General features: G+C 64.6%; 22 protein-coding genes. 7 read left to right on the forward strand and 15 right to left on the reverse strand.

Annotated elements, in window-relative coordinates; all coding sequences use genetic code 11:
- Window positions 1–16: 16 nt before the first annotated feature.
- The 3 genes from ASG39_RS00675 to ASG39_RS00685 form a co-directional block, all read right to left on the reverse strand.
- Entirely contained in the window at window positions 17–250 is a 234-nt protein-coding gene (locus ASG39_RS00675; RefSeq protein WP_062591865.1) for a hypothetical protein, read from the reverse strand.
- A gap of 2 nt (window positions 251–252) precedes the next feature.
- Window positions 253–453, reverse strand: coding sequence for a hypothetical protein (locus ASG39_RS00680; protein ID WP_062591867.1), 201 nt, complete (start codon window positions 451–453; stop codon window positions 253–255).
- Between the two features lie 246 nt (window positions 454–699).
- Entirely contained in the window at window positions 700–891 is a 192-nt protein-coding gene (locus ASG39_RS00685) for a hypothetical protein (RefSeq protein WP_132531531.1), read from the reverse strand.
- A gap of 237 nt (window positions 892–1,128) precedes the next feature.
- Here ASG39_RS00685 and ASG39_RS00690 point away from each other — a divergent pair, with 237 nt between their 5' ends.
- Entirely contained in the window at window positions 1,129–3,414 is a 2,286-nt protein-coding gene (locus ASG39_RS00690) for an FdhF/YdeP family oxidoreductase (protein ID WP_062591871.1), read from the forward strand.
- A gap of 132 nt (window positions 3,415–3,546) precedes the next feature.
- Here the strand turns inward: ASG39_RS00690 and ASG39_RS00695 are convergent, their stop codons facing one another.
- Window positions 3,547–4,308, reverse strand: coding sequence for an SDR family NAD(P)-dependent oxidoreductase (locus ASG39_RS00695; RefSeq protein ID WP_062591874.1), 762 nt, complete (start codon window positions 4,306–4,308; stop codon window positions 3,547–3,549).
- 406 nt (window positions 4,309–4,714) lie between these two features.
- Here ASG39_RS00695 and ASG39_RS00705 point away from each other — a divergent pair, with 406 nt between their 5' ends.
- Together ASG39_RS00705 and ligD are read left to right on the forward strand one after the other, a co-directional pair.
- Entirely contained in the window at window positions 4,715–5,560 is an 846-nt protein-coding gene (locus ASG39_RS00705; protein WP_062591878.1) for a Ku protein, read from the forward strand.
- A 2-nt stretch (window positions 5,561–5,562) separates the two neighbouring features.
- Window positions 5,563–8,103: a DNA ligase D gene (gene ligD / locus ASG39_RS00710; protein ID WP_062591879.1), complete on the forward strand. Its 2,541-nt coding sequence runs from the start codon at window positions 5,563–5,565 to the stop codon at window positions 8,101–8,103.
- Between the two features lie 33 nt (window positions 8,104–8,136).
- On the opposite strand, the gene ASG39_RS00715 is transcribed toward ligD, so the two are convergent.
- Together ASG39_RS00715 and ASG39_RS00720 are read right to left on the reverse strand one after the other, a co-directional pair.
- The gene (locus tag ASG39_RS00715; RefSeq protein WP_062591882.1) at window positions 8,137–8,928 is read right to left on the reverse strand and encodes a Ku protein; all 792 of its coding nucleotides are present in this window, start codon (window positions 8,926–8,928) and stop codon (window positions 8,137–8,139) included.
- Window positions 8,929–9,021: 93 nt separating this feature from the next.
- The gene (locus ASG39_RS00720; RefSeq protein WP_062593264.1) at window positions 9,022–10,317 is read right to left on the reverse strand and encodes a PQQ-dependent sugar dehydrogenase; all 1,296 of its coding nucleotides are present in this window, start codon (window positions 10,315–10,317) and stop codon (window positions 9,022–9,024) included.
- 180 nt (window positions 10,318–10,497) lie between these two features.
- On the opposite strand from ASG39_RS00720, the gene ASG39_RS00725 reads away from it, so the two are divergent.
- The gene (locus tag ASG39_RS00725; RefSeq protein ID WP_062591884.1) at window positions 10,498–11,598 is read left to right on the forward strand and encodes a glycosyltransferase family 4 protein; all 1,101 of its coding nucleotides are present in this window, start codon (window positions 10,498–10,500) and stop codon (window positions 11,596–11,598) included.
- The gene (locus tag ASG39_RS00730; RefSeq protein ID WP_062591886.1) at window positions 11,595–12,365 is read left to right on the forward strand and encodes a polysaccharide deacetylase family protein; all 771 of its coding nucleotides are present in this window, start codon (window positions 11,595–11,597) and stop codon (window positions 12,363–12,365) included. The genes ASG39_RS00725 and ASG39_RS00730 overlap by 4 nt, the downstream gene beginning before the upstream one ends.
- Here the strand turns inward: ASG39_RS00730 and ASG39_RS00735 are convergent.
- Window positions 12,349–13,002 (reverse strand): OmpW family outer membrane protein, encoded by a 654-nt coding sequence (locus ASG39_RS00735; protein ID WP_162242393.1) that lies wholly within the window; start codon window positions 13,000–13,002, stop codon window positions 12,349–12,351. The two genes, ASG39_RS00730 and ASG39_RS00735, sit on opposite strands and share 17 nt — an antisense overlap.
- A 236-nt stretch (window positions 13,003–13,238) precedes the next feature.
- Here ASG39_RS00735 and ASG39_RS00740 point away from each other — a divergent pair, with 236 nt between their 5' ends.
- Complete coding sequence (locus ASG39_RS00740) at window positions 13,239–14,414, forward strand: GGDEF domain-containing protein (RefSeq protein ID WP_062591890.1); 1,176 nt, start codon at window positions 13,239–13,241, stop codon at window positions 14,412–14,414.
- A 26-nt stretch (window positions 14,415–14,440) separates the two neighbouring features.
- On the opposite strand, the gene ASG39_RS00745 is transcribed toward ASG39_RS00740, so the two are convergent.
- Window positions 14,441–15,271 carry an MBL fold metallo-hydrolase gene (locus tag ASG39_RS00745; protein WP_062591892.1) on the reverse strand — a complete coding sequence of 277 codons (831 nt, stop codon included), beginning with the start codon at window positions 15,269–15,271 and terminating at the stop codon, window positions 14,441–14,443.
- 227 nt (window positions 15,272–15,498) lie between these two features.
- Here ASG39_RS00745 and ASG39_RS00750 point away from each other — a divergent pair, with 227 nt between their 5' ends.
- Complete coding sequence (locus ASG39_RS00750; protein WP_162242394.1) at window positions 15,499–17,229, forward strand: metallophosphoesterase; 1,731 nt, start codon at window positions 15,499–15,501, stop codon at window positions 17,227–17,229.
- A gap of 23 nt (window positions 17,230–17,252) precedes the next feature.
- On the opposite strand, the gene ASG39_RS00755 is transcribed toward ASG39_RS00750, so the two are convergent.
- From ASG39_RS00755 to ASG39_RS00785, 7 genes are all read right to left on the reverse strand, one after another.
- The gene (locus tag ASG39_RS00755) at window positions 17,253–17,714 is read right to left on the reverse strand and encodes a Crp/Fnr family transcriptional regulator (RefSeq protein WP_062476632.1); all 462 of its coding nucleotides are present in this window, start codon (window positions 17,712–17,714) and stop codon (window positions 17,253–17,255) included.
- A 108-nt stretch (window positions 17,715–17,822) separates the two neighbouring features.
- Window positions 17,823–20,624 (reverse strand): ABC transporter transmembrane domain-containing protein, encoded by a 2,802-nt coding sequence (locus ASG39_RS00760; protein WP_062591896.1) that lies wholly within the window; start codon window positions 20,622–20,624, stop codon window positions 17,823–17,825.
- A 157-nt stretch (window positions 20,625–20,781) separates the two neighbouring features.
- Window positions 20,782–21,927 (reverse strand): glycosyltransferase, encoded by a 1,146-nt coding sequence (locus ASG39_RS00765; protein WP_062593266.1) that lies wholly within the window; start codon window positions 21,925–21,927, stop codon window positions 20,782–20,784.
- The gene (locus ASG39_RS00770; protein WP_062591897.1) at window positions 21,924–23,168 is read right to left on the reverse strand and encodes a glycosyltransferase family 4 protein; all 1,245 of its coding nucleotides are present in this window, start codon (window positions 23,166–23,168) and stop codon (window positions 21,924–21,926) included. Before ASG39_RS00770 ends, ASG39_RS00765 begins: the two co-directional genes overlap by 4 nt.
- A gap of 6 nt (window positions 23,169–23,174) precedes the next feature.
- Window positions 23,175–24,383 (reverse strand): glycosyltransferase family protein, encoded by a 1,209-nt coding sequence (locus ASG39_RS00775; protein WP_062591899.1) that lies wholly within the window; start codon window positions 24,381–24,383, stop codon window positions 23,175–23,177.
- 45 nt (window positions 24,384–24,428) lie between these two features.
- Entirely contained in the window at window positions 24,429–25,649 is a 1,221-nt protein-coding gene (locus tag ASG39_RS00780) for an ABC transporter permease (protein WP_062591900.1), read from the reverse strand.
- Window positions 25,646–26,644: an ABC transporter permease gene (locus ASG39_RS00785; protein ID WP_062591902.1), complete on the reverse strand. Its 999-nt coding sequence runs from the start codon at window positions 26,642–26,644 to the stop codon at window positions 25,646–25,648. The genes ASG39_RS00780 and ASG39_RS00785 overlap by 4 nt, the downstream gene beginning before the upstream one ends.
- Window positions 26,645–26,646: the final 2 nt, after the last annotated feature.

A 26,646-nucleotide genomic window follows, 5' to 3' on the forward strand; every position in this document is an offset into this window, starting at 1 on the left:
CAAAGGGAATGGTTTTTCAGGAGGCCTTGCCGGGTTCGCCGTCGCTCGCATCGCGCGCCTTGTAGTTGAGGTCGAAGTCCTTTCCCTCGCGCTTTTCGCCGTTCGGGCCGCTGTGGACGGTGCTATCGTCCGAGCCCGTGATCACGGTCGGCTTCGCGCTTGTCACGCCATTGTTGTCGCGCCCGATCGTCGGGCGCACGAAGGCGCCTTTCGCATCGGTTTCTGCAGCGGGTTTGGGATTGTCCGTCATTTTCAGTCTCCCTTCACCTTGCCGGCATCCGTGGCCTTTGCCCGCTCGGGCTCGGCCAGCGTCTCGCCATTGGCGTCGGGCTGGCGGTCCGGGTCGTCCGTGGCCGGGAGATAGCCGCTCGGGCGGCTCTCCTCGGGGCCTTCCCAGCGCGGTTTCTGGTCGATCGTGCCGGCGGCGCCGGTGCTCTTGAATGCGTCTGCCATGTCGGTCTCCTGTTCAGATCTGCAAGGTCAACCAGCGGCGTGCCCCGATGTTCCCGTTCCCGCCATCCGCCCTGGAGGTCAGGATCGCGACAGCTAGGTCTCGGTATCGAGGATCTGCCGCGGGACCGAAAACCGGTTGGACAAAACCCGCAGCGTCGCATCATGCGTCGCGACGCCTTCGGCGCGTAGGGTCCGCTGCGGGCCGCCGGTTTTCGTTCGTGCGGGACATCATCCGGGCGGTTTATCTCAAACGATGTGGTCTGTGGTCTGCCAGCGTTCGGCGATGTCGATGAAGGCCGCCTTGATCTCGTCGCGGCTCCAGCCGGCATGCATGGCGGCTTCCGTCACCTGCTGCACCTTGGCACCGATCGCCTCGCGGCAGTCGAGCGCGCGCTCGGCATAGTCGTCCTTTTCCCGTGGTTCCTTGATCGGCTGCATGGCCATTCCTCCATTTGTGCTCGGGCAAGCGCCGTCGTCGCGACGGACGGCGGCCGTTGCGTCGGCGCCCTTTGTGCCGACCCTCCCAAGAGAACCGCGGGCTGCGGCGAAGGTTCCTGCCAGCGCGTTTCGCCTGATCCGGCTTTTACCCGGCGGAGGGTGGTCGAAGTTGCTGTCGATGCGGAACCGGGGTGGCCTCCGGTCGTTTCTGATGCTCCTGCCTCTGGAGCCTGCATCATGTCCAACGTGCCCAAGATCACCACCTACACTGCGCCTGCCGGCGGATGGGGGTCGGTGAAGTCGCTGATGCGCCAGGCGCGACAGAGCAAACGGCCGGTCTCGATCCTGCCAGGGCTTGCCAAGCAGAACAAGCCGGACGGCTTTGCCTGCGTCAGCTGCGCCTGGGCGAAGCCCGCCAAGCCGCATCCGGCCGAGTTTTGCGAGAACGGCGCCAAGGCGACCTTCTGGGAGCTGACGGCCGACCGCGCCACCCCGGCGCTCTTTGCCCGGCACACCGTCACCGAAATGCGCAGCTGGGACGATTTCCAGCTGGAATCCACCGGACGGCTGACGCACCCCATGCGCTACGATGCCGCCACCGACCATTATGTCGAGACGACATGGGAAGAGGCCTATGCCGCGATCGGCGCGGAGATGAAGGCGATCCAGGCGGACGATCCAAAGCGCACCGTGTTCTATGCCTCTGGCCGTGCCTCGCTCGAAACGTCCTACATGTATGCGCTGCTGGCGCGGCTCTACGGCAACAACAATCTGCCGGACAGTTCGAATATGTGCCACGAATCCACCTCCGTCGGCCTGCTGGAAAGCATCGGGCAGCCGGTCGGTAGCGTGCGGCTGGAGGATTTCGACACGGCGGACGCGATGTTCTTCTTTGGGCAGAACCCGGGATCGAACAGCCCGCGCATGCTGCACCAGCTGCAGGAGGCCGTGCAGCGCGGCGCGCGGATCGTCACCTTCAACCCGCTGAAGGAGCGGGGGCTCGAACGGTTCGTCAATCCGCAGGACCCGGTCCAGATGCTGACGCAGCATGCGACCGAGATTTCCTGCCAGTATCACCAGGTGAAGGCCGGCGGCGATATCGCCGTCCTCGTCGGCATGGCGAAGGCCCTGCTGGAGGCCGACGATGCCGATCTGCAGCGCGGCGGCAAGGGCGTGCTCGACCGCGAATTCCTTGCCGAGCACACGACCGGTGCCGAGGACTTCATCGCCTATGTCAGGGCGCAGGACTGGCTGGTGCTGGAGCGGGAATCGGGCCTTGGCCGCACCGCGATCACGCAGGCCGCGGGCGTCTATATGAGCGCGAAAAGCGTGATGGGCATCTACGGCATGGGTCTCACCCAGCACAAGCTCGGCGTCCAGACGGTCCAGGTTCTGGTGAACCTGTTGCTCCTACGCGGCAATTTCGGCCGGCCGGGCGCCGGCATCTGTCCTGTGCGGGGCCATTCCAACGTGCAGGGCCAGCGCACCGTCGGCATATCGGAAAAGCCCGAACTGGTGCCGCTCGACAGGCTCAAGGAGCTCTACGGCTTCGAGCCGCCGCGCGAGGAAGGGCTTGCGACCGTCGATGCGTGCAAGGGGATCATCGACGGCACGGTCGACGCCTTCATCGGTCTCGGCGGCAATTTTTTGCGCGCGGTGCCGGAACAGGGGCTGATGGAAGACGCGTGGCCGCGCATGCGCCTGACCGTGCAGATCGCGACCAAGCTCAATCGCGGTCACCTCTTCAACGGCCGTGTCGCCTATCTCCTGCCGTGTCTCGGGCGAACCGAGATCGACCGGCAGGCGAGCGGCCCGCAGACCGTGACGATGGAGGACAGCACGTCCTGCTTCCACGGATCGAAGGGTTTTCATGCGCCGGCCGCCGACACGCTGCAGTCGGAAATCCGCATCGTGGCCGAACTCGCAAAAGCCTCGCTCGCACCCAATCCGCGCGTGCCCTGGGACCGCTGGGTGGACGATTACGCGACCGTGCGGGACGCGATCGAGGCGACCTATCCCGATCTCTTCAGCGATTTCAACGCGCGCATGCACACGCCCGGCGGCATGGAAAAGCCGCTGCCGGTGCGCGACCGGATCTGGCGGACGGAAAGCGGCAAGGCGGAGTTCAAGCTGCCGAAATCGCTGTCGGCAAGCTTCGCCCCGGACGGGCCGGACGTGCTGCGGCTGATGACGCTTCGCTCCAACGACCAGTTCAACACCACCGTCTACGGCTATGACGACCGTTTTCGCGGTGTCGATGGCACGCGCATGGTGCTGTTTCTCAACAAGAAGGAGATGGCGCGGATCGGGGCGCGGGCTGGCGAGATGATCGCGCTCGAAACCGTGGCCGACGATGGCGTCGCGCGCCGCATCGACGGGTTGCAGATCGTGCCCTACGACATTCCGGACGGATGTTGCGGGGCCTATTATCCCGAGTGCAACGTGCTGATTCCGCTTTGGCAGCATGCCGAGCGCAGCAAGGTGCCGGCGGCAAAGTCGGTGCCGGTGCGCATCGTCCGGTAGGGCGGGCCGAGGCTCACGGAGAAGCGCCCGCGTGCCGGATCGGCAGGCGGGCTGTTTCGGGTGAAGGATGGGGTGTCAGGATGACCCTGCTTCGACCTCAATGGGCGAAGAGCCGGATCGTCATGCTCACGCCTATTGCGGAGGCTGGCCGTTCGACGCGGAAAGACCGCCGTCGACGGCGATATTGGCGCCGGTGATGAAGCTCGCATCCGGGCTTGCCAGGAAGGCGATGACGGCGGCGACCTCTTCGGGCTCGCAGGCGCGACCGAGCGGAATGCGCTCGTAGAAGGTCTCGAGCAGCGGCGCGTCGTCCATCATATCGTCGGTCATGCCGGTGCGGGTGAGGCTCGGGCAGACGGCGTTGACGCGGATACCGCGCTTGCCGAGATCCATGGCAAGCGCCCGGGTGAAGTTGACGACGGCACCCTTGGCGGCGTTGTACGGGCTCATGCCCCAGTCGCCGCCCATGCCGGAGACGGAGGCCGTGTTGACGATCGCCCCTCCGGTCTTTTCGAGATGCGGGATCGCCGCACGGCATCCGTAGAAGACGCCGTCCGCATCCGTCGCCATGACCTTGCGCCAGGCCTCGTCGGTGATGTCCTCCGGCCTGCCGCTCTCGGTCGTTCCCGCATTGTTGACGAGCACGTCGATCTGGCCGAAGCGATGGACGGCGGTTTCCACCAGCGCATCGACGGAGGTGGATTGTGAGACGTCCGCCACCTGCACCAGGGTGCGGTCTTTCGGGAAGCTCTGCGCCGTGTTGGTCAGCGTTTCGCCGTCCCTGTCCACCATGACGACGCGGGCGCCTTCCTCGGAGAAGCGGCGGGCGGTTGCCGCACCGATGCCGGAGGCCGCGCCCGTGACGATGACGACCTTGTCTTCGAAGCGATTCATGCAAATGTCCTTATTCCAGTCTCTGCCGCAGCGCCGAGACGCTGCGGCTCACGTTTGGCCGTCCCTGCCTCCTTATTTGGCAGCGATCGGACAGCGGGCACCCGGCTCGCACACGGGCACAGGATTGTGCTCCGAGCGAAAGGCGGCGGATGTGTCGGAGGTCTCGTGATCCAGGGGGGCGACGTTCAGCGGCTCCTGTTTTCCGTTCAACGTGATCGCGATCGGGATGGCCATATGGTCGGTCTCGGCATGAAGCATGGAAAAACCATTCTGGCTCAAACGGGCTCGCCCTCAATCTGGAGATGGCGGTCAACGGAATGCGGGTGGGAATGTTCCGGCCGGAACCTCTCCCCCGCCACTCCGTTTGGGTCGCATAGAGGGCGACGAGGTAGCGAGGACACGACGGATGGCACGACGGGCGAGCTGGAAAGGCCAGTTGAAAATGCGGGATCTGACGTGCGCGGTCGGCCTCTACACCGCGATATCCGCGTCGGAGAAGATCTCGTTCAACATCATCAACCGCAAGACCGGCCACCGCGTCGAACGGCAGTTCGTGGACAGCGAAACCGGCAAGCCGGTCGAGCGTGACGATCAGATCAAGGGCTATCCGCTCGACAATGGCGACTATATCGCGATCGAGGGCGACGACCTTGCCGCCTTGATGCCCGACAGCGACAAGGTGTTGAACGTGACACGCTTCATCGCGCTCGATGAGATCGATACGCTCTATTTCGACAGGCCCTACCATCTTGCCCCCGTCGAGGACCACGACGCGGAAACGCTGGCGCTTCTGGCGCGCACCATGCGGGAGGAGAAGGTCGCGGCCATCGCCGAGGCCATCCTCTTCCGGCGCAACCGCACCGTCCTCATCCGCCCGCAGGACGACACGCTGATCGCGACGACGCTCAATTTCGATTACGAGGTTCGCTCGGCCAAGACCGCCTTCAAGTCGATTCCCGAGATCGATTTCGACGAGGAGATGCTGGAGCTCGCCGGCCATATCATCGGCACCAAGTCGGGCAGTTTCGATCCCGAAAGCTATAGCGACCGCTACAATGATGCGCTGGCCGATCTGGTCAAGGCGAAGATCGAAGGACGGACGATCGAGAAGAAGGCGCCACCGAAGCCCGATAATGTGGTTGATCTCAAGGAAGCTCTTCGCCAGAGCCTTGAGGGCGGGGGCTCCAAGGCGAAAGCGGGCGGCAAGGGCGAGGGCAAGGCTTCGGGCTCCCGGCAGAAAAAGGCGAGCTGACCATGAGCCTCGACACCTACAACGCCAAGCGGCGCTTCGATGCGACACCCGAGCCGAAGGGCGAAGCCGGAAAGGCCGGCGCGAAAAAAGCGGCTGACGGAAGCGCGCGCTTCGTCATCCAGAAGCACGATGCGACACGGCTTCATTACGACTTCCGGCTGGAAATGGACGGTGTGCTGAAGAGCTGGGCCGTGACCAAGGGGCCAAGCCTCAACCCCGAGGACAAGCGGCTTGCGGTCCATGTCGAGGATCATCCACTTGCCTATGGCGATTTCGAGGGCGTGATCCCGAAAGGCCAATATGGCGGCGGGACCGTGATCGTCTGGGATCGCGGCACCTGGACACCGATCGGGGATCTGGCCAAGGCCTATCGAAAGGGCCATCTGGAATTTTCGCTTGAGGGCGAGAAGCTTCAGGGGCGTTGGCATCTGGTGCGGATGCACGGCAAGCCGGGCGAGACGCGCGAGAACTGGCTGCTGATCAAGAGCGAAGACGAGGCGGCGCGGGACGCAGATTTCGACATTCTCACGGAGCGACCGGAGTCGGTGACGTCGGGGCGCGACTTGAAAGAGGTAGCGAAAAATCCCGACGATACCTGGAATTCCAAAAGTATGTCGAAGGGCCAGGGCACGAAATCAAAGCCGGCCAAGGTGACGACGGCGGCCGTGGGGCAGGCGCATGCCTGGCCGAAGGGCGCAAAGACGGCGGCGCTTCCGGATTTCGTGGCGCCGGCGCTGGCGACGCTGAAGCCGAAGGCGCCTTCGGGCGACCACTGGGTGCACGAGATCAAGTTCGACGGCTATCGCCTTCAGGCGCGCATCGAAAAGGGACAGGTTCGCCTGCTGACGCGCAGCGGGCTCGACTGGACGGAGCGGTTCGGCGATCAGGTGGCCGCGGCATTCGCCGGCCTGCCGGTGGAGACCGCGTCGATCGACGGCGAGATCGTCGTGCACAAGGACAATGGCGCCTCCGATTTCTCCGCCCTGCAGGAGGATCTGAGCCTCGGCCGGAGCGACCGGTTCATCTATTACGCCTTCGACATCCTGCATCTCGACGGGCATGATCTGACGAATGCGGCGCTGATCGACCGCAAGACCCTGCTGCAGAAGCTCATTCTCGCCGACAGCCCGACGGTCCGGTTCAGCGAGCATTTCGAGGACAATGGCGATCTCGTGCTGACGCATGCCTGCCGCTTGAGCCTGGAAGGCGTGGTGTCCAAGGAGCGATCCGGAAAATACGTCTCGGGGCGCAATGGCAGCTGGATCAAGTCGAAATGCTCGGAGCGGCAGGAGTTCGTGATCGGCGGCTTTTCGCCATCCTCGACCTCGGACCATTCGATCGGCGCGCTGGCGCTCGGCGTCTACGAGGATGGCGAATTGCGGCACGTCGGCCGCGTCGGCACCGGTTTCAGCCATGCGACGGCCGACACGCTGTTCGAGGCCCTGTCGGCGATCGAGCGCAAGGACAGTCCGTTCCGCGACAAGCTGACGGCGGATGCCCGGCGCGGCCTGCATTATGTCGAGCCGAAGCTCGTGGCCGAGGTCGAGTTCCGCGCCTGGTCCGCAGACGGCAATCTGCGGCATGCGTCGTTCCGTGGCCTGCGCGAGGACAAGCCGGCGGGCGAGGTGCGGCAGGAAAGTCCGGCGGCGGATAAGGGTCGCAAGCCTGCGCCGCTGCCCAAGGCGGCCGTCACGCTCACACATCCCGACCGGCTCTACTGGCCGAAGGAGGGTGTGACGAAACAGGGGCTCGCCGAATACTACGCGCAGGTCTGGCCGTTCATGGCGCCCTATGTCATCGATCGGCCGCTGTCGCTGCTCCGCTGTCCGGATGGCATCGACGGCAAGCAGCGCTTCTTCCAGAAGCATGCCTGGCGCGGCATCAACAAGGCGATCGACCAGATCAAGGATCCGAAAGACAAGGCGGCAGAGCCATCGCTGCGCATCACCGACTTCGACGGGCTGATCGCGCTCGTCCAGTCGGCGGCGCTTGAGATCCACCCCTGGGGCGCAACGACACGGGCCTGGGAAAAGCCGGATATGATCACCATGGATCTCGACCCCGGCGAGGATGTGATCTGGGCGGACATCATCGATGCGGCTCTGATGCTCAAGGGCGAGATCGAGGCGAAGGGGCTTTCGGCCTTCGTCAAGACATCGGGCGGCAAGGGTCTGCATGTGGTCGTTCCCCTGAAACCCTCCGCCGGCTGGGCGCCCGTGAAGGCTTTTACCAAATCGCTGGCGACGAACGCCGCAAGACAGGATCCCGACCGCTACCTCGCGGTTGCCACCAAGGCGAAGCGGCGCGGCCGCATCTTCATCGATTATCTCCGCAACGGCCGCGGGGCGACGGCGGTCGCGCCCTATTCCACACGCGCGCGGCCGGGTGCCGCCGTGTCCGCCCCGCTCGAATGGTCGGAACTGTCGGATGCGATCGGACCCGACTATTTCACGGTCGAGACCATGCCGGCGCGACTGGCGGCGCTGAAGACGGACCCCTGGGACGGGTTCTTTGCGGCAGCCAAAGTGCTTCCGAAGCCATAAGGCCTGGGGTGAGCGAAGCCGGAGCAGGGCGGCTTAGCCGCTCTTTTCCTGCTGCAGGCTCTTCTTCAGGGCGTCCATGATGTTGATGACGTTGCCGGAGGATTTGACGGGCGCGCGTGCCTTCGTCGCCGGCTTGCCGTCCTTCTTCTGACGGCTCTTGATGAAGGCCTTGATCTTCTTCTGGACGGGGTCCTGGACCAGCGTCGGGCTCCAGGCGCCCTTGTCCTTCTCGACCCGCTTTGCGATCGCCGCCTGTTCCGCCTTGTCGCCCTTCGCCTTCATGTCGAGCTCGGCCATCGCCTCGCGAACCTCCTCGCCATAATGCAGGGTCCACAGCACAATGCCCTTGCCGTTCGGCACGAGCAGGACGGCTCGCTCGCGGCGGTAGAGGACAAGCCGGGCGATGCCGACGACGTTTTTGCGGCTCATCGCCTCGCGGATGACACAGAAGGCTTCAGCCCCGACCTTGTCCTCGGGCACAAGGAAATGCGGCTTGTCGTACCAGATCCAGTCGATCGCATCGCGCGGCACGAAGGTGGAAATGTCGATCGTGCGCGTGCTCTCCAGCCCGACGCCCTCGATCTCGTCGTCCTCGAGCAGCACATACTCGTCCTCGCCCTTCGGAAAACCCTTCACCTGGTCCTTCTCGGCGACCTTCTTGTGCGTCACGCTGTCGATATACCGACTTTCGACCCGGTTCTTGGTGGCGCGGTTGAGAACGTGGAAGCGCACCTTCTCGCTTTCCGTCGTCGCGGGCGTCAGCGAGACCGACGCGGTGACGAGGGAGAGACGGAGATAGCCTTTCCAGAAGCTGTTGCGGGCCATGGCGGGGTCTCGTCCTTGGATGGGATGGCGGATCATCGACCCGCCACCGATCAACCCGCCACCGATCAAAAGGTTGCCGATGGGCTCGGCCGATCAGCCCTCCCGCGTCACCTTCAGGATGGCCGAGGTTCCCTCTTTCGGGTTTTCGGTCACCGCATAAATCGCCCCGTCGGGGCCGATCTTAACGTCGCGGATGCGGGCGTCGAGCGGCACGCGCTCCTCGTGGCTGACCTTGTCGCCCTCCAGGTGGAGAACGACGAGGCCGGTAGAAACGAGGCCGCCGATGACGGCAGCACCTTCCCATTCCGGAAACTCCGATCCGCTGTAGAACAGCATGCCGGACGGGCCGACGACCGGGTCCCAGTAGTAGACCGGCTGCTCCATGCCGTCCTTGGCGGTGATGCCGTCGCCGATGGGCGAGCCGCTGTAATCGACGCCATAGGTGATGACCGGCCAGCCGTAGTTGCGTCCGGCCTGCGGCATGTTCAGCTCGTCGCCGCCCTTCGGGCCATGTTCGACGGTCCAGAGCCGGCCCTTGGCGTCGAGGGCCGCCGATTGCAGGTTGCGGTGCCCATAGCTCCAGATTTCCGGCTTCGCATCGCCTTTCCCGGCAAAGGGATTGTCGGCGAGCGCCTTGCCCGCGGTGTCGATGCGGAAGACCTTGCCGAAGCCGCTCTTCAGGTCCTGCGCAAAGACGCGGGTCTCGCGGTCGGAACGCTCGCCGACCGTGACGTAGAGTTCGCCATTGCTGCCGAAGACGAGGCGAGAGCCGTAATGCTTGGTGTTGTCGTAGCTGGGCGTCTGGCGAAAGATGACGGCGACCTCTTCGAGGGCTGCACCGCCCGTGTCGTCCGCGACCAGCCGGGCGGAGGCGACCGATGTGCCGTTTCCGTCGGCCCTGGGCTCGGAGAACGAGAAGAAGATGCGGTTCGAGGTGGCGAAATCCGGTGCGACGGCGACGTCCAGCAGGCCGGCCTGCCCATCGGAGATCACGGCGGGAACGCCCTTCAATGCGTTGCTCGGCTTGCCGTCCGCGCCGACGATGTGCATGGAGCCTTTCTTCGCGGCCACCAGCATGCGGCCGTCCGGCAGGAATTCCATCGACCAGAGCTGCGGCAGACCTTCGGCGACCGCCTGATGCGTCACCGTGGGCATCTTGTCCGGCTGCGGCGCACGCGTCTGGTTCTCGAAGGCGGGCTTCTGGTCGGGGGCGTTCGCTTCTTCCGTCTCGACGGGTTTTCCGGCGGCCTTCGTCTCGCCGGTGGCCGGCGGCTGGCCCTCGACCTGGTCGATCGGCGATGTGTCGCCCGTCGATTGCGCCATCAGGGGGCTCGCGCCGAGGAGGGCTGTCAGGACGGTTCCGGCAAGGAGGCAAGCACGCGTTTTCATGGATGTTCCTGTCGTGATGACGGCGTCGGACGACGCGTTGACGATGGAAAGCATGTAGAGCCTTGGTTACGGATTGCTCATCGCGCGGCGTTCAAGAATACTTTATCGCCGGTTCACCCTGGTCTCTCTTCCGGCAGAAGCATTTGAAAGCGGGGGCGGCGATGGTGTAGATCAGGGCGCATGAAGATCGCATTCTACGCTCCCCTCAAGTCTCCCCGGCACCCGACCCCGTCCGGCGACCGGCTGATGTCGCGGCTAATGATGGAGGCGCTGGCGCGCGCCGGGCATCAGGTGAGCCTCGTTTCCGAGTTGCGCAGCTTCCTGCGCAGTCCTCAGGATATCGATGATCTCCGGGTTGCGGCGGATGCGGAGCGGGAGCGCATCGAAGCCGACTGGCGGACGGAGGGCGTGCCCGACTGCTGGTTCTGCTACCACCCCTATTACAAGGCGCCGGACCTCCTCGGGCCGCCGCTCGCGCATGCCCATGGCATCGGCTATGTCACGGCCGAGGCCTCCTATTCGGCGCGGCGGGACGGACAGGGCTGGGCCGCGGCGCAGGCCGCGCTTCTGGACACGCTGACGGCGGCGTCCGTCAATATCTCGATGACGGAACGCGACAGGATCGGCATTCTCGAAGGGGCACCGGACGCCCGTGTCGAGCGCCTGCCGCCGTTTATCGACCCCACGCTCTTCCTGGCGAACGAGCCGGCACCGCATCCCGGCCGGCTGGTGACCGTGGCGATGATGCGTCCGGGCGACAAGATGGACAGTTACCGGATGCTGGCGGCGGCGCTCTCGCGGCTGCTGCATCTGCCGTTCACGCTGACAATTGTCGGGGACGGCAAGGCGCGGGGCGAGGTCGAGGCCCTGTTCGCGCCGCTCGGGCCCGGTCGGGTCGTCTGGGCCGGCGAGCGCAGTGCGGAGGAGATGGCCGCCTTGCTGTCGACCTCCTCGCTCTATGTCTGGCCCGGCTGCGGCGAAGCCTATGGGCTTGCCTATCTGGAGGCGCAGGCCGCCGGCCTGCCCGTGGTGGCGCAGGCCATCGCTGGCGTTCCCGAAGTGGTGGAGCACGGGCGGACCGGTGTGCTGACGCCGGCGGGCGACGTCGAGGCCTATGCCGGGGCGATCGCCGCTTTTCTGGCGGATGAGACGCGACGACAGGCAATGGGGGCGGAGGCCCGGCTGTTTGCGGGGAGGGAGCGCGCGCTTCAACCGGCCGCAGTCCGGCTCGCCGACATTCTCGATCGTCATGTGCCGGTGAAGAGCGGAGCGTCCTTATGAGCGAGGCCCAGAGCACGAGCGATTTGGACGATATCATCGCCGTCCTCGACCGTTTTCAGGCGGCCGGTCGTGTCGCCCGCTTCTGGCTGCGCGACGACGATGCGATCGAGCCGACGCCCGCGCTCGATCGCCTTCTGTCCTTGACCGAAAACCATGGCGTGCCGCTGGCGCTCGCGGTTATTCCCGAGCCGACAGGCGAGGCTCTTGCCGGGCGGCTCGCGCGTTCGCCGCGGGTCCACGTGACGGTGCATGGCTGGCGCCATGCCAATCATGCGGCCGAGCGAGCGAAGCGGGCGGAACTCGGCGCCGACCGTCCGGCCGATGTGGTTCTCGACGAGCTTTCGGCGGGCTTTGCCAAGCTCTCAACCCTGCATCGGGAACGGTTTCTGCCGGTGCTGGTGCCGCCGTGGAACCGGGTCGACATGATGCTCGCGGCGCGCCTGCCCGATCTCGGATTCCGGGCCCTGTCGGTCTACGGTCCGGAGAAACCCGGCGCATTGCCGATGATCAACACACATGTGGACGTGATGGATTGGCACGGCACGCGCGGCTGTCGCGACCGGGGGGATCTTCGGCGCGAGATCGTGGCGCGTCTGACTACGTGCCTCGAGACGGGGGGAAGCGTCGGGCTCCTGACGCATCATCTCGTTCACGACGCGGCGGTCTGGGGCTTTCTCGGCGATCTCTTCGCAGGCACGGAACCGCATCCCGCCTGCCGGTGGGTGTCACTTTCCGAACTGGTCGAGGGTGTCAGAACCGGTAGCTGACGCCGACGCCGAGCGAAAGGCTCTTCACGTCCGTGCGGGCCGTCACGCCGGAATTGGTCAGCACCTGCGTCGGGGGCAGGACGAGACGCATTTCCGTGTTGGCGAACCACTTCTCCGTCATCCGGACATCCATGCCGATACGCACCATGGGAGAGATCTGGCGCTCGACGCTGAAGCTTTTCACCAGCGGGCTTGCGGGTTTTGCGCCCGTGTACCAGGTCGCCACGGCGCCGACGCCGAGATAGGGATTGAAGCGCGCGTCCGGCAGGAAGTGATAGTCGGCCGACAGGGCGAGCGGGATCGTCAAGATGGAGCCCACATCGATATCGCCGACAAGGCTGCCCTTGATCCGGAAGCGCGTCTTCAGCACGCCCGTCTGACCCGTGACAGCGATGTGATCGGTGAGGAAATAGCTGACATCGACATCCGGCAGCACCATGCGATCCACCTGCACCGCGCCGCCGATCAGGTCGATCCGTGATCGCAGGTCGTAGGGCAGCACGCCGGTGATACGGGCGCGAATGAGGAGATCGCCGGCGCCGAGCCCGGACGAGGGCGGTGACCCGCCGCTTTCGGGCTCTTGCGCGAGCGCCGGTGCAGTCGATGCGAGCAAAGCCAATGCGAGCAAGGCAGGCACGGACGCCATCCGACGAAAGCGATTGCCTGTCGCACAGGCCGGCAACCGGACGTTCCTGCCGGACGCCATAGGAATCGGATCGTTTCGCTCTCTCGTCATCGACAACCCCGTCACTGGCTCTCAAATAACCGATTGAGCAGCATGCTCCTATGCTATTAAACTTATTTTTGTATGCGTAATATAGCGTGTTTTTATATGTAGATTCTGGGGGGTCGTTCCCCGTCAGGGGAGTATCGATGGTTGAGGTGCAGACCCTGCTGGTCTCGGGCGTTTTGGCACGAGCGGGTTTTCTGATTATTTTTATTCTCTACAGTTTCCGGCCCGGCGCGGTGACTGCGTATCGTTTCTGGACGCTCAGCATCATCTGTTCGGCTGCGGGTCTCTGGCTGACCTATCAGGATGCCAATTACCCGAACTTCAGTCCGGAGAACGGCGCGCTCATCTATTTCATCGTCACGATCAGCATCGTTTCGGTGCGGACGGGGGCAAAGTCGTTTTTCGGCGTCCCTCTCGACCCTTTCAGCTTTCTGGTGACGTCGATCGTGCCGGCGCTCGTCCACTGGAGCACGTCGACCGCGGGCTTGTCGACGCGCTACGTGCTGGCGCTGACCATGATCGTGCTGGTCTACACGCTGGCGACGGCCTCCTGGAGTTTCCTCAAACGTCGTCGGCAGACGCGTCTTCCGTCGCAGATCCTGATCGGCTCGGCGCTTGCCGTCTATGCCGTGACGCTTGGGGCAACGGCGGTTTTGCTCGTCGTCGGGGAAGTTCTCGGCTATGGAGGGATCGGTCCGAGCAGCGACTATGTCTTCGTTTCGGTGTTCATCGACCAGACCTTCAGCGTCCTTATCTATGTCGGCCTCGTGGCGATGACGCTCGAGGAGGCGCAGCGGCATATGCGGGTGACGGCGACGACGGATCCCCTCACGGGTCTTGCCAATCGTCGCGGATTGGAGGAGCGGACGCTTGCGATCATCGGTGCCGGGCGCCGCCAGCAGCGGCCGATGGCCGTCCTGATCGCGGATATCGATCACTTCAAGTCGATCAACGACCGCTACGGCCATGCGTCCGGGGATATCGTCCTGAAACAATTTGCCGAGCGACTGCAGAACCACCTCAAACGACAGCAGGATGTGCTCGCCCGCTGGGGCGGAGAGGAATTCGTCGCCGTGCTTCACGACGCCTCTCTGGAGGATGCGGTGCGACTTGCCGAACTGCTCTGTCGGGTGATCGAGGCAACGCCCTTCGAGGTGGGCAGCGAGACCATCCCGGTGACCGCGAGCATCGGTGTTGCGCTCTTCCGGGACGAGGAACCCCTCTTGGAACAGGCGATCCATATCGCCGATGCCGGGCTTTACGAAGCCAAGCGCACGGGACGCAACCGGGTCTGCGTCGGAGAGGTTCAGGGATAAGGGCTCTGCCGCCGTCCCGCCGTCGATCAGAGATCGATGACTTGGCCGTCATAGGCCGGGAAGGCACCGGGGAAGAGGATCTTTGCCTTCTTCCCCACCGCATCGAGGGCATCGTCCGTGCGGAAGGGGGCGTGATGCATGAAGGCGACGCGCTTGGCGCCGGCCGCCTTGGCCAGACGGATGCCCTGTTCCCACGAGGAATGGCCATAGCCGACATGCCGTTCCATCTCGGCATCGTCATACATGGCGTCGTAGATGAAAAGGTCGCAGCCTTCGATCAGTTCGAGAACGGCGGGATCGAGCACGCCGGGATGGTGTTCCGTATCGGTGATGAGCGCGCAGGCCCGTCCACCCCATTCGACGCGGTAGCCGACGGCGCCGCCCGGATGGTTGAGGCTGCCGGTGCGGATCTCGATGCCGGACACCGGGGCGAGGCGATCGCCCGATCGGAAATCCCGCGCGTCGAGCGCGGCGCGGCAGATATCGGGCTCGACCGGGAACCAGGGCGGCCGCATGAACTCGCCGATCATCTGGCGCGTCGACATGCGCCCGGCGAGATGGCCGGACCAGATCGTGACGTCGGCCGAATGATCGTAGAGGGGCGGGAAGAACGGCAGGCCGATGATGTGGTCATAATGGCAGTGGGTGAAGAACAGGTTGAACGCGGACACGCCTTCGGCCTTCAGGGCCATGCCGGCCGGCATCAGTCCGGACCCTGCGTCGAAGATCAGGCGTTCGTTTCCGCATTGCATCTCGATGCAGACGGTCCGACCGCCATAGCGCTGGAATTCGGCCCCCGATACCGGCAGGCTTCCTCGAACGCCCCAGAAACGTACGCGAAACACATGATCGTTCACAGTTTGCTTCCAGTTTCGACCTGCCACCATCACATGGCGTGCCGCGACTGTCCCTCTCTCTTGCGCGGGTCAGGATCGACCCTGCCGGCTTCTGTGTCCGGCCGTATTTTTGACATGTTATCCAAACTGTCCACATGAAGCGAGACAGGCATTCGCTTTTTCTCGCGTCCCGTGCCAGAGACAGGGTCACGCTATCCGATCCCGATTTCGAAACCGTTGCCGTTGCCATGCCTTTTGAGGTTTTTTCGCCGATCGCCGTGATCGCAGACGCCCATGTCCACGATCCCGCCGCCGATTTCGGTTTTCCCGGCGCTGCGCAGACCGGGGGCCTGTCCGTGCGGCCCCTGGCGGAGGCGGCCCGATCGACCCGGGTGTTCAACGAGAGCCTCCAGGCCTTCCGCACCGCGCTCGACGATGTCGCCGCCCGCGGCATCCGGCATGTGGTTCTCCTCGGCGACTACACCGATGACGGCCAGATCGCGACGACGGCAGCGGTTGCGGCCATCCTCGAGGACTACGGCACGCGGCACGGCATCGCCTTCTTCGCCTTGCCCGGAAACCACGACATCTTCGGCGATGCCGGTCGGCACCGGACGAAACGGTTTCTGGACGCCGACGGATCGAGCGCCGTGGTGACGAGCCATCCGGTCACCGCCGTGCACGATCCCTTGCCGGCCGCCATTCCGCGCGACCTCCCGGTCACCGTGTCGCCTTCCATGTTCTGCCCCGGCTATCCCGACGGGCTGATACCGCTGAAAGAGCACGGCTATTTTCCGCAGAACGGCTATCTCCACTGGGAAACGCCGTTCGGGCCGCGGGGCGAAATCGATGAGCGGATGTTCATCGCGGTCTCGGACAGCGGGGAAACATGCCGGCCGCTGATGGAGGCATCCTATCTGGTCGAGCCTGTCGAAGGCCTGTGGCTGCTGATGATCGACGCGAATGTTTTCGTGCCCCTCGACGGATCGGACGACTGGGTCGACAGCACATCGGCCGGATGGAATGCGATGCTGGTGCACAAACGCCATGTGATTTCCTGGATGAAGGACGTCGGCGCGCGGGCGGCGCGGCGCGGCAAGCGTCTCGTCGCGTTCTCCCACTATCCCGCGCTCGATCCGCTGGATGGAACGCGGGCCGCCGAGATCGCGCTTCTGGGGCCGACGGCGACGTCCGGCCGCATTCCGGACGATGCTGTCGGAGAGGCATTCATCGAGGCGGGGATATCGCTGCATTTCAGCGGCCATCTCCATGTCAACGACACGGCGCGGATGCGGCGCGGCGAACGGGCGTTCGTCAACGTGGCCGTGCCCTCGCTTGCCGGTTTCCCGCCGGCCTACAAGATCCTGACGCTGCGCGCCGGTGCGGCCGAGATCGAGACGGTTTCGCTGGGGGATATGCCGATGGATGCCGCGATCGGGGCGCTCTACGCCGCGGAAGTGCGGCGGACCAATGTCCAGACCGGCGGCATGGCAGAGGCGACGCGCTATGGAGCGTTTCTCTCGGCGCATATCGGGCATCTCGCCTGGCGGAGACACCTGAAGCGCGAGTGGCCGGCAGCGCTCGCGGCGCTGTTGCGGGCCGCCACGCTCGGCGATCTCGCGCGGCTGGCCGTCCGGCCCGTGGTGCCGATGGACGTCGCCGTCGCGATGCTTGCCGTAGCGTCCGGACCGTCGCGATCTCGGGAGATGAACGGCCCCGAATCCTTGTCGGCCATCGCCTTCCTCGGCGACTGGTACCGCCTGCGTATGGGAAGCGATCTCGGAGCGATTGCCATCAGCCCGCAGCGCATGCGCTTCTATGACCGGCTCTCAGCGCTCTATCTGGCGCAGGCCTGGCCGGACGGCTCCGCCCAGAGCGGCATCGCCGCGATGCTGTCGATGTTCGAGGCCTACCGCAGCGGACTGCCCGCGATCGATTTCCGGATCGACCTTTTGAGCGGCGAGATCACCGAGATGTAAGACCCGTTGTTGCGATCCGGGGCCTATTCGAGTTCCCGAACGCGGCTGCGGGCTTCGGTCAGCTCGCTCGTCGTGTGGCTCAGCCGGTCGGCCAGCACCCGCATGATCTCGATGGTGATTTCCGGAAAGTCGGTGAGCAGCTTGATGAAATGGTCCTTGCGGATGCGCAGGGCCTCGACGGTCGTCGTCGTCTTCACGGTTGCCGTTCTCGACACGTCGCAGAGGATGGCGATTTCACCGACGATCGAGTTGCGCTCGACTTCGGCCACGCGGATCGGGCCGGTTGCCGAGTCGACCAGGATCTCTGCCTTGCCGTCGAGCACGACATAGGCTGCATCGCCGGCATCGCCCTGGTGGAAGAGCGTTTCGCCGACGCCATAGCTCACCCGATCCGAGGTGAAGGCCAGCAGCTTCAGCTTGCCCGCTTCGACGCCGGAAAAGAGCGGCACCCGCCGCAGCATCTGCACTTCGTCCTTCAGCAACATCAGCTCGTCAACTCCCATATTCGGCGGTACATGCCCTGAACGTTCCGGGTGCGGCAGCACTGCCCGCCCGTCGTCTGGTGCCTGCCAATCTTCCGGTCCCCGTAGGTATCACGAGGTTACCAACTGTTTAAAGACGCCGTCATTGTTGAACAGATTGGCGTGCGTGTCATCCTCGACCAGCGCGCCGCGATCAAATACCAGAACGCGCTCGAACAGTTTCGTCAGGCCGTTGTTCGACAGGACCCAGATCACGGCGGGGTTGGCGCCGTTGCGGGTCAGAAGCTTCATCACGTCGCGGACGATTTCGTCCTGCAGCCGGTGATCGAGGCTGGGAAGGGGCCTGTTGAAGACATAATAGTCCGAGCGGCGGATGATGGCGCGGGCCAGATTGAGCTTCTGCCGCTGGACAGCGGTCAGCCGCTTGCCGCCGGCGCCCAGATTGAAGTCGAGACCGATATCCAGCACCTGCTCGATCAGGCCCTGCGAGTTCAGGAGCGAGGAGACAATGGCGCGGATGCGCTTGGAACCGTCTGTGTGCTTGTGGCTGATACGGCCGAACAGCACGTTGTCCATCAGGCTGGCCGAGGCGAGGTACTTCTCCGGATCGTAGCGCTCGATGTCGTGGGTGAGGTCTTCCGGCATGTTCGCGTGGAACTGGCGGCGAACCTCGACGATCTGCGCCATCAGGTCGTCGGTCAGGAGACCGAAACGGTGGCGGGGCTCGACGTAGTTGAAGCTCAGCCGGATGATCTGGTAGCGGTCGTCCTCGTTGGCGGTCTCCAGGCCCTTGCCGGCATATTTCTGCAGCAGAAGCTGGTAGGCCGGAATATCGTCCGCCGTCATGAAGGTCAGCTGCTGGAAGAAGGGATGATCCGGCGGCAGGTCAGCGAAAAGCTCGACCGCGTTCTCGGCAATCTGGTAGCCCATGTCGAACAGCACGCTGTCGATCCCGGTTTCCGAGACGACCTTGCGGAAGTAGGGGTTCTTGGCGATGGCGCGGCCGGCAACGCTCGGGGCGGTCGCCGTGCCGAACAGCAGGTTTTCGCCGACGGTCGCTTCCATATTGTATTCGCCGGGCTCGAAATAGGCGATCAGCCCGTTGAGGCCGGCTTCTTCGAGTTCCTCGCGCAGGGCCTGGCGCATTTCCACGATGCTGGCCGCAAATTCCGGCCGGTCGGCGGGATCGATATTGGTGCGCAGAGCGAGGTCGAGAATGTCCTTCGACAATTGCACCGTGTCGAGCACGGCGAGGATCGAGGGGAACAGGTCCTCGGCATGCGTCGCGCCGGCGGCGACATAGTCGATCCAGTCGCCATTGACGTCGTAGTCGGGATTTCCGGCGAGCTTGGCTTCCGTCACTTCCCATTTGCGGTGGGCCGCGAGACTGCCTTCATAGGTCGCGGCGGCCAGCGGCGCATGTTTCAGGCCATAGAGCAGGTTGTCGCGCAGCGAGCCGTAGAAGAAGAAAGTGTCCGACGAGGCGTAGGTGATGCTGCGGCCGACGACCGATTCCGGCATGTGCAGCAGATCTTCGCCGCCGAGCGTGACCTTGCCGCCCTCCGGCCAGATCAGGCGGCCGAAAGCCTCGGCCAGAACGTCGCCGCCGCTGGCCGCCCCGCCGATGATGGCCACCTTCTCGCCCGGCTTGATCTCGACCGACACATGCTCGAGTAGTCGCGCGCCGCTGTCGTCGGCCAGCGTGAGACCGGATGCGGCCAGCGAGCCCGTCTTCTTGCAGGGCTCGCCATTGTCAGCACTTGAACGGGCCATGCCCGCAGCCGCCATGCCGGCACCGACCGCAACCGCACCTGCCGCACCGGCCGCACCGATCGTGGAGACGGCCTGGATCTTCGGATCGATCAGCGGATCGACCGTGAACTGCTCGACCACCTGGACATATTTCACCTGCACGTCCTGGCGCAGCTGATCCCAGTCGATCAGCTCCTTCAGCGGGCCCGGCAGGTCCTTGTAGGCGCTGATGACGGCGACGAGCTGGCCGATGTCGAGCTGGCCGCGCAGAGCGAGATAGCCGCCGATGCAGTAGAACAGGAAGGGCGTCAGCTGTGCGAGGAAGTTGTTGATGAACTTCACCATGAACTTCCACTGGTAGAGATCGTAACGGATCTTGTAGATCCGCCCCAGCCGCGCGGCCACGTCGGCGCGCTCGTAGTTCGAGGTGTCGTAGGCGTGGATGGTGCCGATGCCGTCCACGATTTCGCTCACGCGGCCGGCAAGTTCGCGCGCCGTGATCTGGCGCTCGCGGCCGAGCACGAGAAGGCGGCGGCGCATGCGCGGGATGATCGTCGCCTGGATGCCGACCATGAAGGCGGCGATGAAGCCGAGCCACATGTTCTGCATGAAGATGAAGGCGAGGGCGGTCAGCGCCTGTCCGCCGAGCAGAGCCGGCGAGACGAAGGCGTCGCCGGTGAACCCGCCAAGCGGCTCCACCTCGTCCTTGACCATAGAGGAGACTTCCGCCCCCTTCATCCGCTTGAACTGGGTGGGGGGGAAGCGAAGGATGCGATCGACGAGTTCGAAGCGGATGCGGCGCAGCAGGCGTTCGCCGAGCCGGCCCTTATAGGTGTTGATGTAGAGCTTGAAGAGGCCGTTGACGATGACGAGCAGGAGGAAGATCACGCTCAGCGCGTAGAGCGTTTCCATCCGCGTCAGGTCGAGGCCGTCGAACAGGGTGACATCCCCGATCCAGGGCAGCGAGAAGGAGACGTCGAAGAACCGCTGGGTGGCGCCGGGCTGCTCGAAACCCTTTCCCTGGATCGGGCCGTTGACGATCTGCTTGGGCAGGTCGAACGACAGGAAATACGGGATCATCGAGATGGCGACGATCATGAGGATCCACATTTGCTGCTTGCGCGTGTGGGTCCAGATGTAACGGGTAAGGCGGATATCCATGAAGGGCTGCCATCGAGACGAAGCGGAGACGACGCGGGGGACCAGGTGCTCGTCTGTCTCCTCCGTTCAGACGGAATCTATAGCACTCATAGCCGGAAAACCACCCGCAAACGCGTTGTTCTCGGCGTCTCCCCCGACGCTTGCGCGGCCGCCCGTCCTACAGCGTGTCGCGCAGGATATCCGCCGTCCGGTCGGCGCCTTCCAGGTCGATCGACAGCTCTCCTTCGGGGAAGGCCGGGGCATCGAGACCGGCGCGGATTGCGGCGGCCATCCGCTCGGCCGAGAGGTCGGCATCCCCGAGCGTCGAGACGAGGCCGAGGCGTTCCAGCCGTTCGGCGCGGGCCGCCTGTTCCGTTTCGCCACCCGTGGTGAAGGGCACGACGATCGCCCGGCAGCGCGCCCGCAGGATGTCGCAGACGGTGTTGTAGCCGGCCTGCGACACCGAGAGACGGGCGACGGACAGGAGGCTGGCAAAGTCCGGTCTGAACCGGAAGACCTTGACGTTGCCGACCACACCGGCGGCGATCGCATCATGATCGGCCTGGGCGAGGTTCGGGCCCGTGATCAGCGCCCAGGGCTTTTCCGGGCGGATGATGGCGGTTGCCCCGACGACCGCGTGCAGCACGTGCCGGCCGACCGCCCCGCCGCCCGCGGAAACGACGACCTCGAACCTGTCTGCGGGCGGCTCCGGCTGCGGCGGGGCGACGAGGCCGGTATAGACCACCTTGTCGGCGATTTCGTCGGCATGCGGAAAGGTCTCCTCGAGGCGAGCGAAGGTCGGATCGCCATGGATGAGGATGCGGTCGAAGTAGCGGTCGATGTAGTCGACCGTTTCCCGGTCGCGCTCCGGCTTGGGGCGCTTCTGCAGGATATCGCGGACCGAGGCGAAAATCTTCGGCGGCTCCGGCATGGCGCGGGCGGCGTCGAGGAAGGGCAGGAGCTCGAAGCGCATCTGCCGCCGGCCGAATGGAAAGGCCTCGGTGAGGATGGCGTGCGGTCGGGTTTCGTGGAGGATGGCGAGCAGGCGATCGCGGCGCATGTCGCGAAACGCGTCGTCCACCGGGTTGCCGTCCATGTCCTGCAGCGCGGAAAAACCCTCGTCGCTGGAGACGACGGGCGGCAGCGCGATGTGGCGGACGGCCGGGCCGGGAAAGCCGGAGACGGGCTTGCCGCCGGTCACGACCGTCACGTCGAAGCCCCGCACCGCGAGCGCATTGGCGATCCGGCTCGCCCGGGTGAGGTGGCCGATGCCGAGCAGGTGCTGGACGTAGAAGAGAACGCGTTTTGGTTCCGGATCGGTCATGGTGCGGTCCGCCATTCGGTTTCAAAGAGATTGCGTAGCTGGGTGATGCTGGTGTGGTAGTCGAAATCGCGCCGGACGCGCCGTTCGGCGGCGTCTCCCAGGGTTTTGCGCAGCGCAGGATCGCGGATGGCGCGCTCCAGGGCTTCTGCAATCGCCTGGGGGTCTTCGGGCGGCACGAGCAGGCCGGTTTCACCGTTCGACAGGAGTTCGGGCACGCCGGAAATCGTGGTGGAGACGCAGACGAGCTTCTGGCTCGACGCCTCGACGATCACGTTCGGCAGGCCGTCCCGGTCGCCGTCGGCGCCGATGCGGCAGGCAAGCGCAAAGATGTCAGAGGCCCGATAGCGGGCGAGCACGTCTTCCTGCGCCATCGCGCCCAGCCAGTCGATGCGGTCGGCGATGCCGAGATCGGTCGCCATGCCCTTCAGCGACTTGGCCAGCGTGCCGCCGCCGATATGCACGAAGCGCCAGGCGAGATTTGCGGGCAGGCGCGCGAGCGCCGTCAACAGGAGGTCGTAGCCCTTCTTTTCCACGGCCCGGCCGACGCTGAGAATGATCACGGGATCGGCAGGGTCGCTGCCGTCACGCAGAGGGCGCTCCGCATCGAAGGGCGAAAACCGGGCAAGGTCGAGGCCGTGATAGCTCAGATGCACGCTTGTCTTGTTGGTCGCGAGCGTGCGGAGATGCTGGAAGCCGGTTTCGGTGCAGGTCACGGTCCAGCGGTTGGAGGCGAGCTTGTCGGTCAGCTCCCAGTCGGGCGAGGTCCAGATGTCCTTGGCATGGGCCGAGCATGTCCAGGGAATATCGGTCAGGAGGCTCGCATAAGCGGCGACGGAAGCCGGCGTGTGGATGAAATGGGCATGCAGCCAGGCACCGCCCTCCGGCCATTCCGCGGCAAGCACGGCGGCCTGGCCGAAGCGGCGGACCCTGTTGCGCGAGACGTCGCGGGCAAGGTCGCGTCTGAACGCTGTAAAGGCCTTGCGGAAGCCCGCGCGCCGGGTGGCGGCCCAAAGCCCGCGCAGCACGCGCAACGGTTCGTGATGGAGATATTCCGGCAGATAGAGCACCGGCGCGCGGATCTCGTCGTGCACGGGATGGCGCTTCTTGTCGGTGGGGTGGCGCATCGAGATCAGCGACAATTCGAGCCCCGCCTGTTCGAGGCCGAGCAGTTCCTGGGCGATGAAGGTTTCCGACAGGCGTGGATAGCCCTTCAGGATGACGACGATCTTGCGGCTTTGCATGACGTTTCAGGCTTTCACGACGCTCAGATGGTCGCGGTCCCGCCCATCGAGCATGTCGCCGACGATCCGGGAGATATTGCTCAGCCCATCCAGATGCATATTGGCGGCGTGATGGGAGGGCGGAGCGCGGTGCGGCAAGGCATGCAGCGCGGCGGCGAGCCGCTTGGGGTCGGCGGCCTCCTGCGGCAGCAGCATATCGACCAGACCGAGTTCGCTGGCGCGGCGGGCGCGGATCAGCTGTTCCTCGCGCGGCACGACGCGCGGAACGATCAGGGCCGGCTTGTCGAAGGAGAGGATCTCGCAATAGGTGTTGTAGCCGCCCATGGCGACGACGCCGCTCGCATTGGCGATCAGTTCCTCCATGCGGTTGTCGAATTCGATCACCTGCAGATGCGGCGTCAGCGCGCATTTGGAGAGCAGCTTGTGGCGCTGCTTTGCCGGCATGTAGGGGCCGAGCACCACGAAGGAAGGATGCGTCAATGTCGGGTCGGCCCGGTAGGCGTCCACGACATCATGGACGAGGTCCGATCCATCGCCGCCGCCGCCGGTGGTGATCAGGATGTACTCGCCCTTCGGCTTGTGTTCGGAGCTGACATCGAGCGAAACGCTGCGCTGGAGAAAACCGACGAAATTCATGCGCGCGCGCACCGACGCCGGCACGTCGAGACCGACGAGCGGATCGTAGAAATCGGGCGGGCCGTAGACCCAGACGGTGTCGTAGAACTGTCCGATCTTGCGCATCACGTCGTTGCGCTTCCATTCGGCTTCCAGGAGATGCGGCGCGTCCATGACCTCGCGCAGGCCGAGCACCAGGGCCGTGCCCTGGTGCTTGAGGTAGGAGAGCGTGTCCTCCACCTCGCCGCGAAGGCCCATCGGCTCCTTGTCGACGATGAAGATGTCGGGCTTGAAGGTCTCGGCCGTGTGCCGGATGATCGAACGGCGCATCTTCAGCGTCTCGTTCAGATCGATGTGCCGGTCCATCGAGGTATATTCGCCGTTGCGCAACTTGATCACGCTCGGGATCTTCACGAAATCGACGCGGGCGCGGTAATCATAGGCGCCGGCGATGGTCGCGCCCGAAATGATCAGCACCTGCAGGCCGCGGTAATCCTCCACCAGGGCATGGGCGATCGCCCGGCATCGGCGCAGATGGCCGAGACCGAACGTATCGTGGCTGTACATCAGAATGCGGGCATTTTCGATGCGGCGCGTCATCGGCACGGCTCTTCGTGCTGGGCAAGCTTGATCAGCATTGGAAACTCACTTGTACGGATCAGCCGCATCTCTAAGTCCGTCACCCAGAAAGTTGAAGGCCAGAATGACGAGAATGACCGGGATGGTTGGATAGAGCAACCACGGATAAAAAGCGATGGTGCTGACGCTGCGCGCTTCCGTCAGGAGAATGCCCCAGCTGGTGATCGGCGGACGCAGGCCGAGACCGAGGAAACTCAAGGCGGTTTCGCCGAGAATCATCGCCGGGATCGACATGGTCGCGCTGGCGATCAGGTGCGACATGAAGCCGGGCACGAGATGGCGGCCGATGATGCGGCTGGTGCGCGCGCCCATCAGCTGTGCCGCGAGCACATAGTCCTCCTCGCGCAGCGCCAGCAGCTTGGAGCGCACCGCACGGGCAAGGCCCGTCCAGTCGAGAAGGCCGAGGATCGCGGTGATGCCGAGATAGATGACGAGGGGGCTCCACGTCACCGGCATGATGGCGGCGAGCGCCATCCAGAGCGGAATGCTCGGGATCGATTGCAGCACCTCGATGATCCGCTGGACAATCAGATCGAAGACGCCGCCCTTGTAGCCGGCGAGACCGCCGATGACGATGCCGAGGACGAAGCTCATCGTCACGCCGAGAAGGCCGATCGTCAGCGAGATGCGGGCGCCGTAGAGAATGCGCGACAGCACGTCGCGGCCGAGGCGGTCGCTGCCGAGCATGAAGAACTGTCCGCCCTCCGCCGGGCAGACGAGATGCAGCGACGCGGGGACGAGGCCCCAGAAGTCGTAGGCATCGCCGCGGCAGAAGAAGCGCAGCTTTTCGACCCGCTCCGGATCTTCCGTATAGACGCGGCGCAGCGTATCCATGTCGAGGTTCATCGTGCGGCCGTAGACGAACGGGCCGACGAACTGCCCGTCATCGAACAGGTGTACCTGCTGCGGCGGCGCGTGGATGAAATCGACGTTGCGGGTGTGCAGGTTATAGGGCGCCAGGAACTCGACGATCGTGATCATCGCATAGAGCAGAGCGAGGAAGACGAGCGACACGACGGCCACCCGGTGACGCTTGAACTTCCACCACATCAGCTGAAGCTGCGAAGCCTCGTAGACGTGCTTCTGCTTCTGACTCATCGCTTCCACGGCCATCGGATCGAAGGGCGCGGTGGAGACGAAATGCTTCAGCGGCTGGCCGGGCTCCGGCAGGCAGGCGGGAGGCGTGGCAGGGAAGGGCGCGGTGGACGGCGGATGCGGTGCGTTCACTTCGTGCTGCCCCCCTGGAGCCGGATGCGCGGGTCGAGGAACGCCAGCGCGATGTCGGAGACGAGCACGCCGATGACGGTGAGGAAGGCGAGGAACATCAGGAAGGAGCCGGCCAGATACATGTCCTGGCTCTGCAGCGCCCGGATCAGCATCGGCCCCGTGGTTTCCAGCGACAGCACGATGGCGGTGATCTCGGCGCCAGATATGATCGCCGGCAGGATCGAGCCGATGTCGGCGATGAAAAAGTTGAGCGCCATGCGCAGCGGATACTTCACCAGCGCGCGGAAGGGATGAAGCCCCTTGGCCTTCGCCGTCACCACATATTGCTTCTGGAGTTCATCGAGCAGATTGGCCCGCAGCCGCCGGATCATGCCGGCGGTGCCGGCCGTGCCGATGATGATGACGGGGATCCACAGGTGCTCCAGGATCGACAGGAACTTGTCCCAGCTCATCGGCTGCGAGAGATATTTCTGGTCCATCAGATGCCCGATGGAGGTCCCGAACCACATGTTGGCGAAATACATGAGGATCAGCGCGAACATGAAATTGGGGATCGCAAGACCCAGAAGGCCGAGGAAGGTGAGGCCGTAATCGCCCCAGCTATACTGGTGCGTGGCCGAGTAGATGCCGATCGGAAAGGCGATGATCCAAGTGAAGAAGATCGTCACGAACGAGACCAAGACCGTCAGCCAGAGGCGATCGCCGACGACGTCGGACACCGGCAGCTGATACTCGAACGAATAGCCGAAATCGCCCTGCAGCATGCCGGCGACCCAGTGGAAATAGCGCATGACCGGCGGGCGGTCGAAGCCGTATTCGGCCCGCAGCGCCTCGATCTCGGCCATATCGACGCCTTCGCCCTGCGCCCGCATCTCCGAGATATAGCTCTCGAAATAGTCGCCCGGGGGAAGTTCGATGATGGTGAAGACGAGGGCCGAGATGATGACGAGCGTCGGGATCATGACGCCGACGCGCCAGAGAATGTATCGCAGCATCG

Source organism: Rhizobium sp. Leaf371 (genome assembly GCF_001424045.1).
GTDB lineage: Bacteria > Pseudomonadota > Alphaproteobacteria > Rhizobiales > Rhizobiaceae > Ferranicluibacter.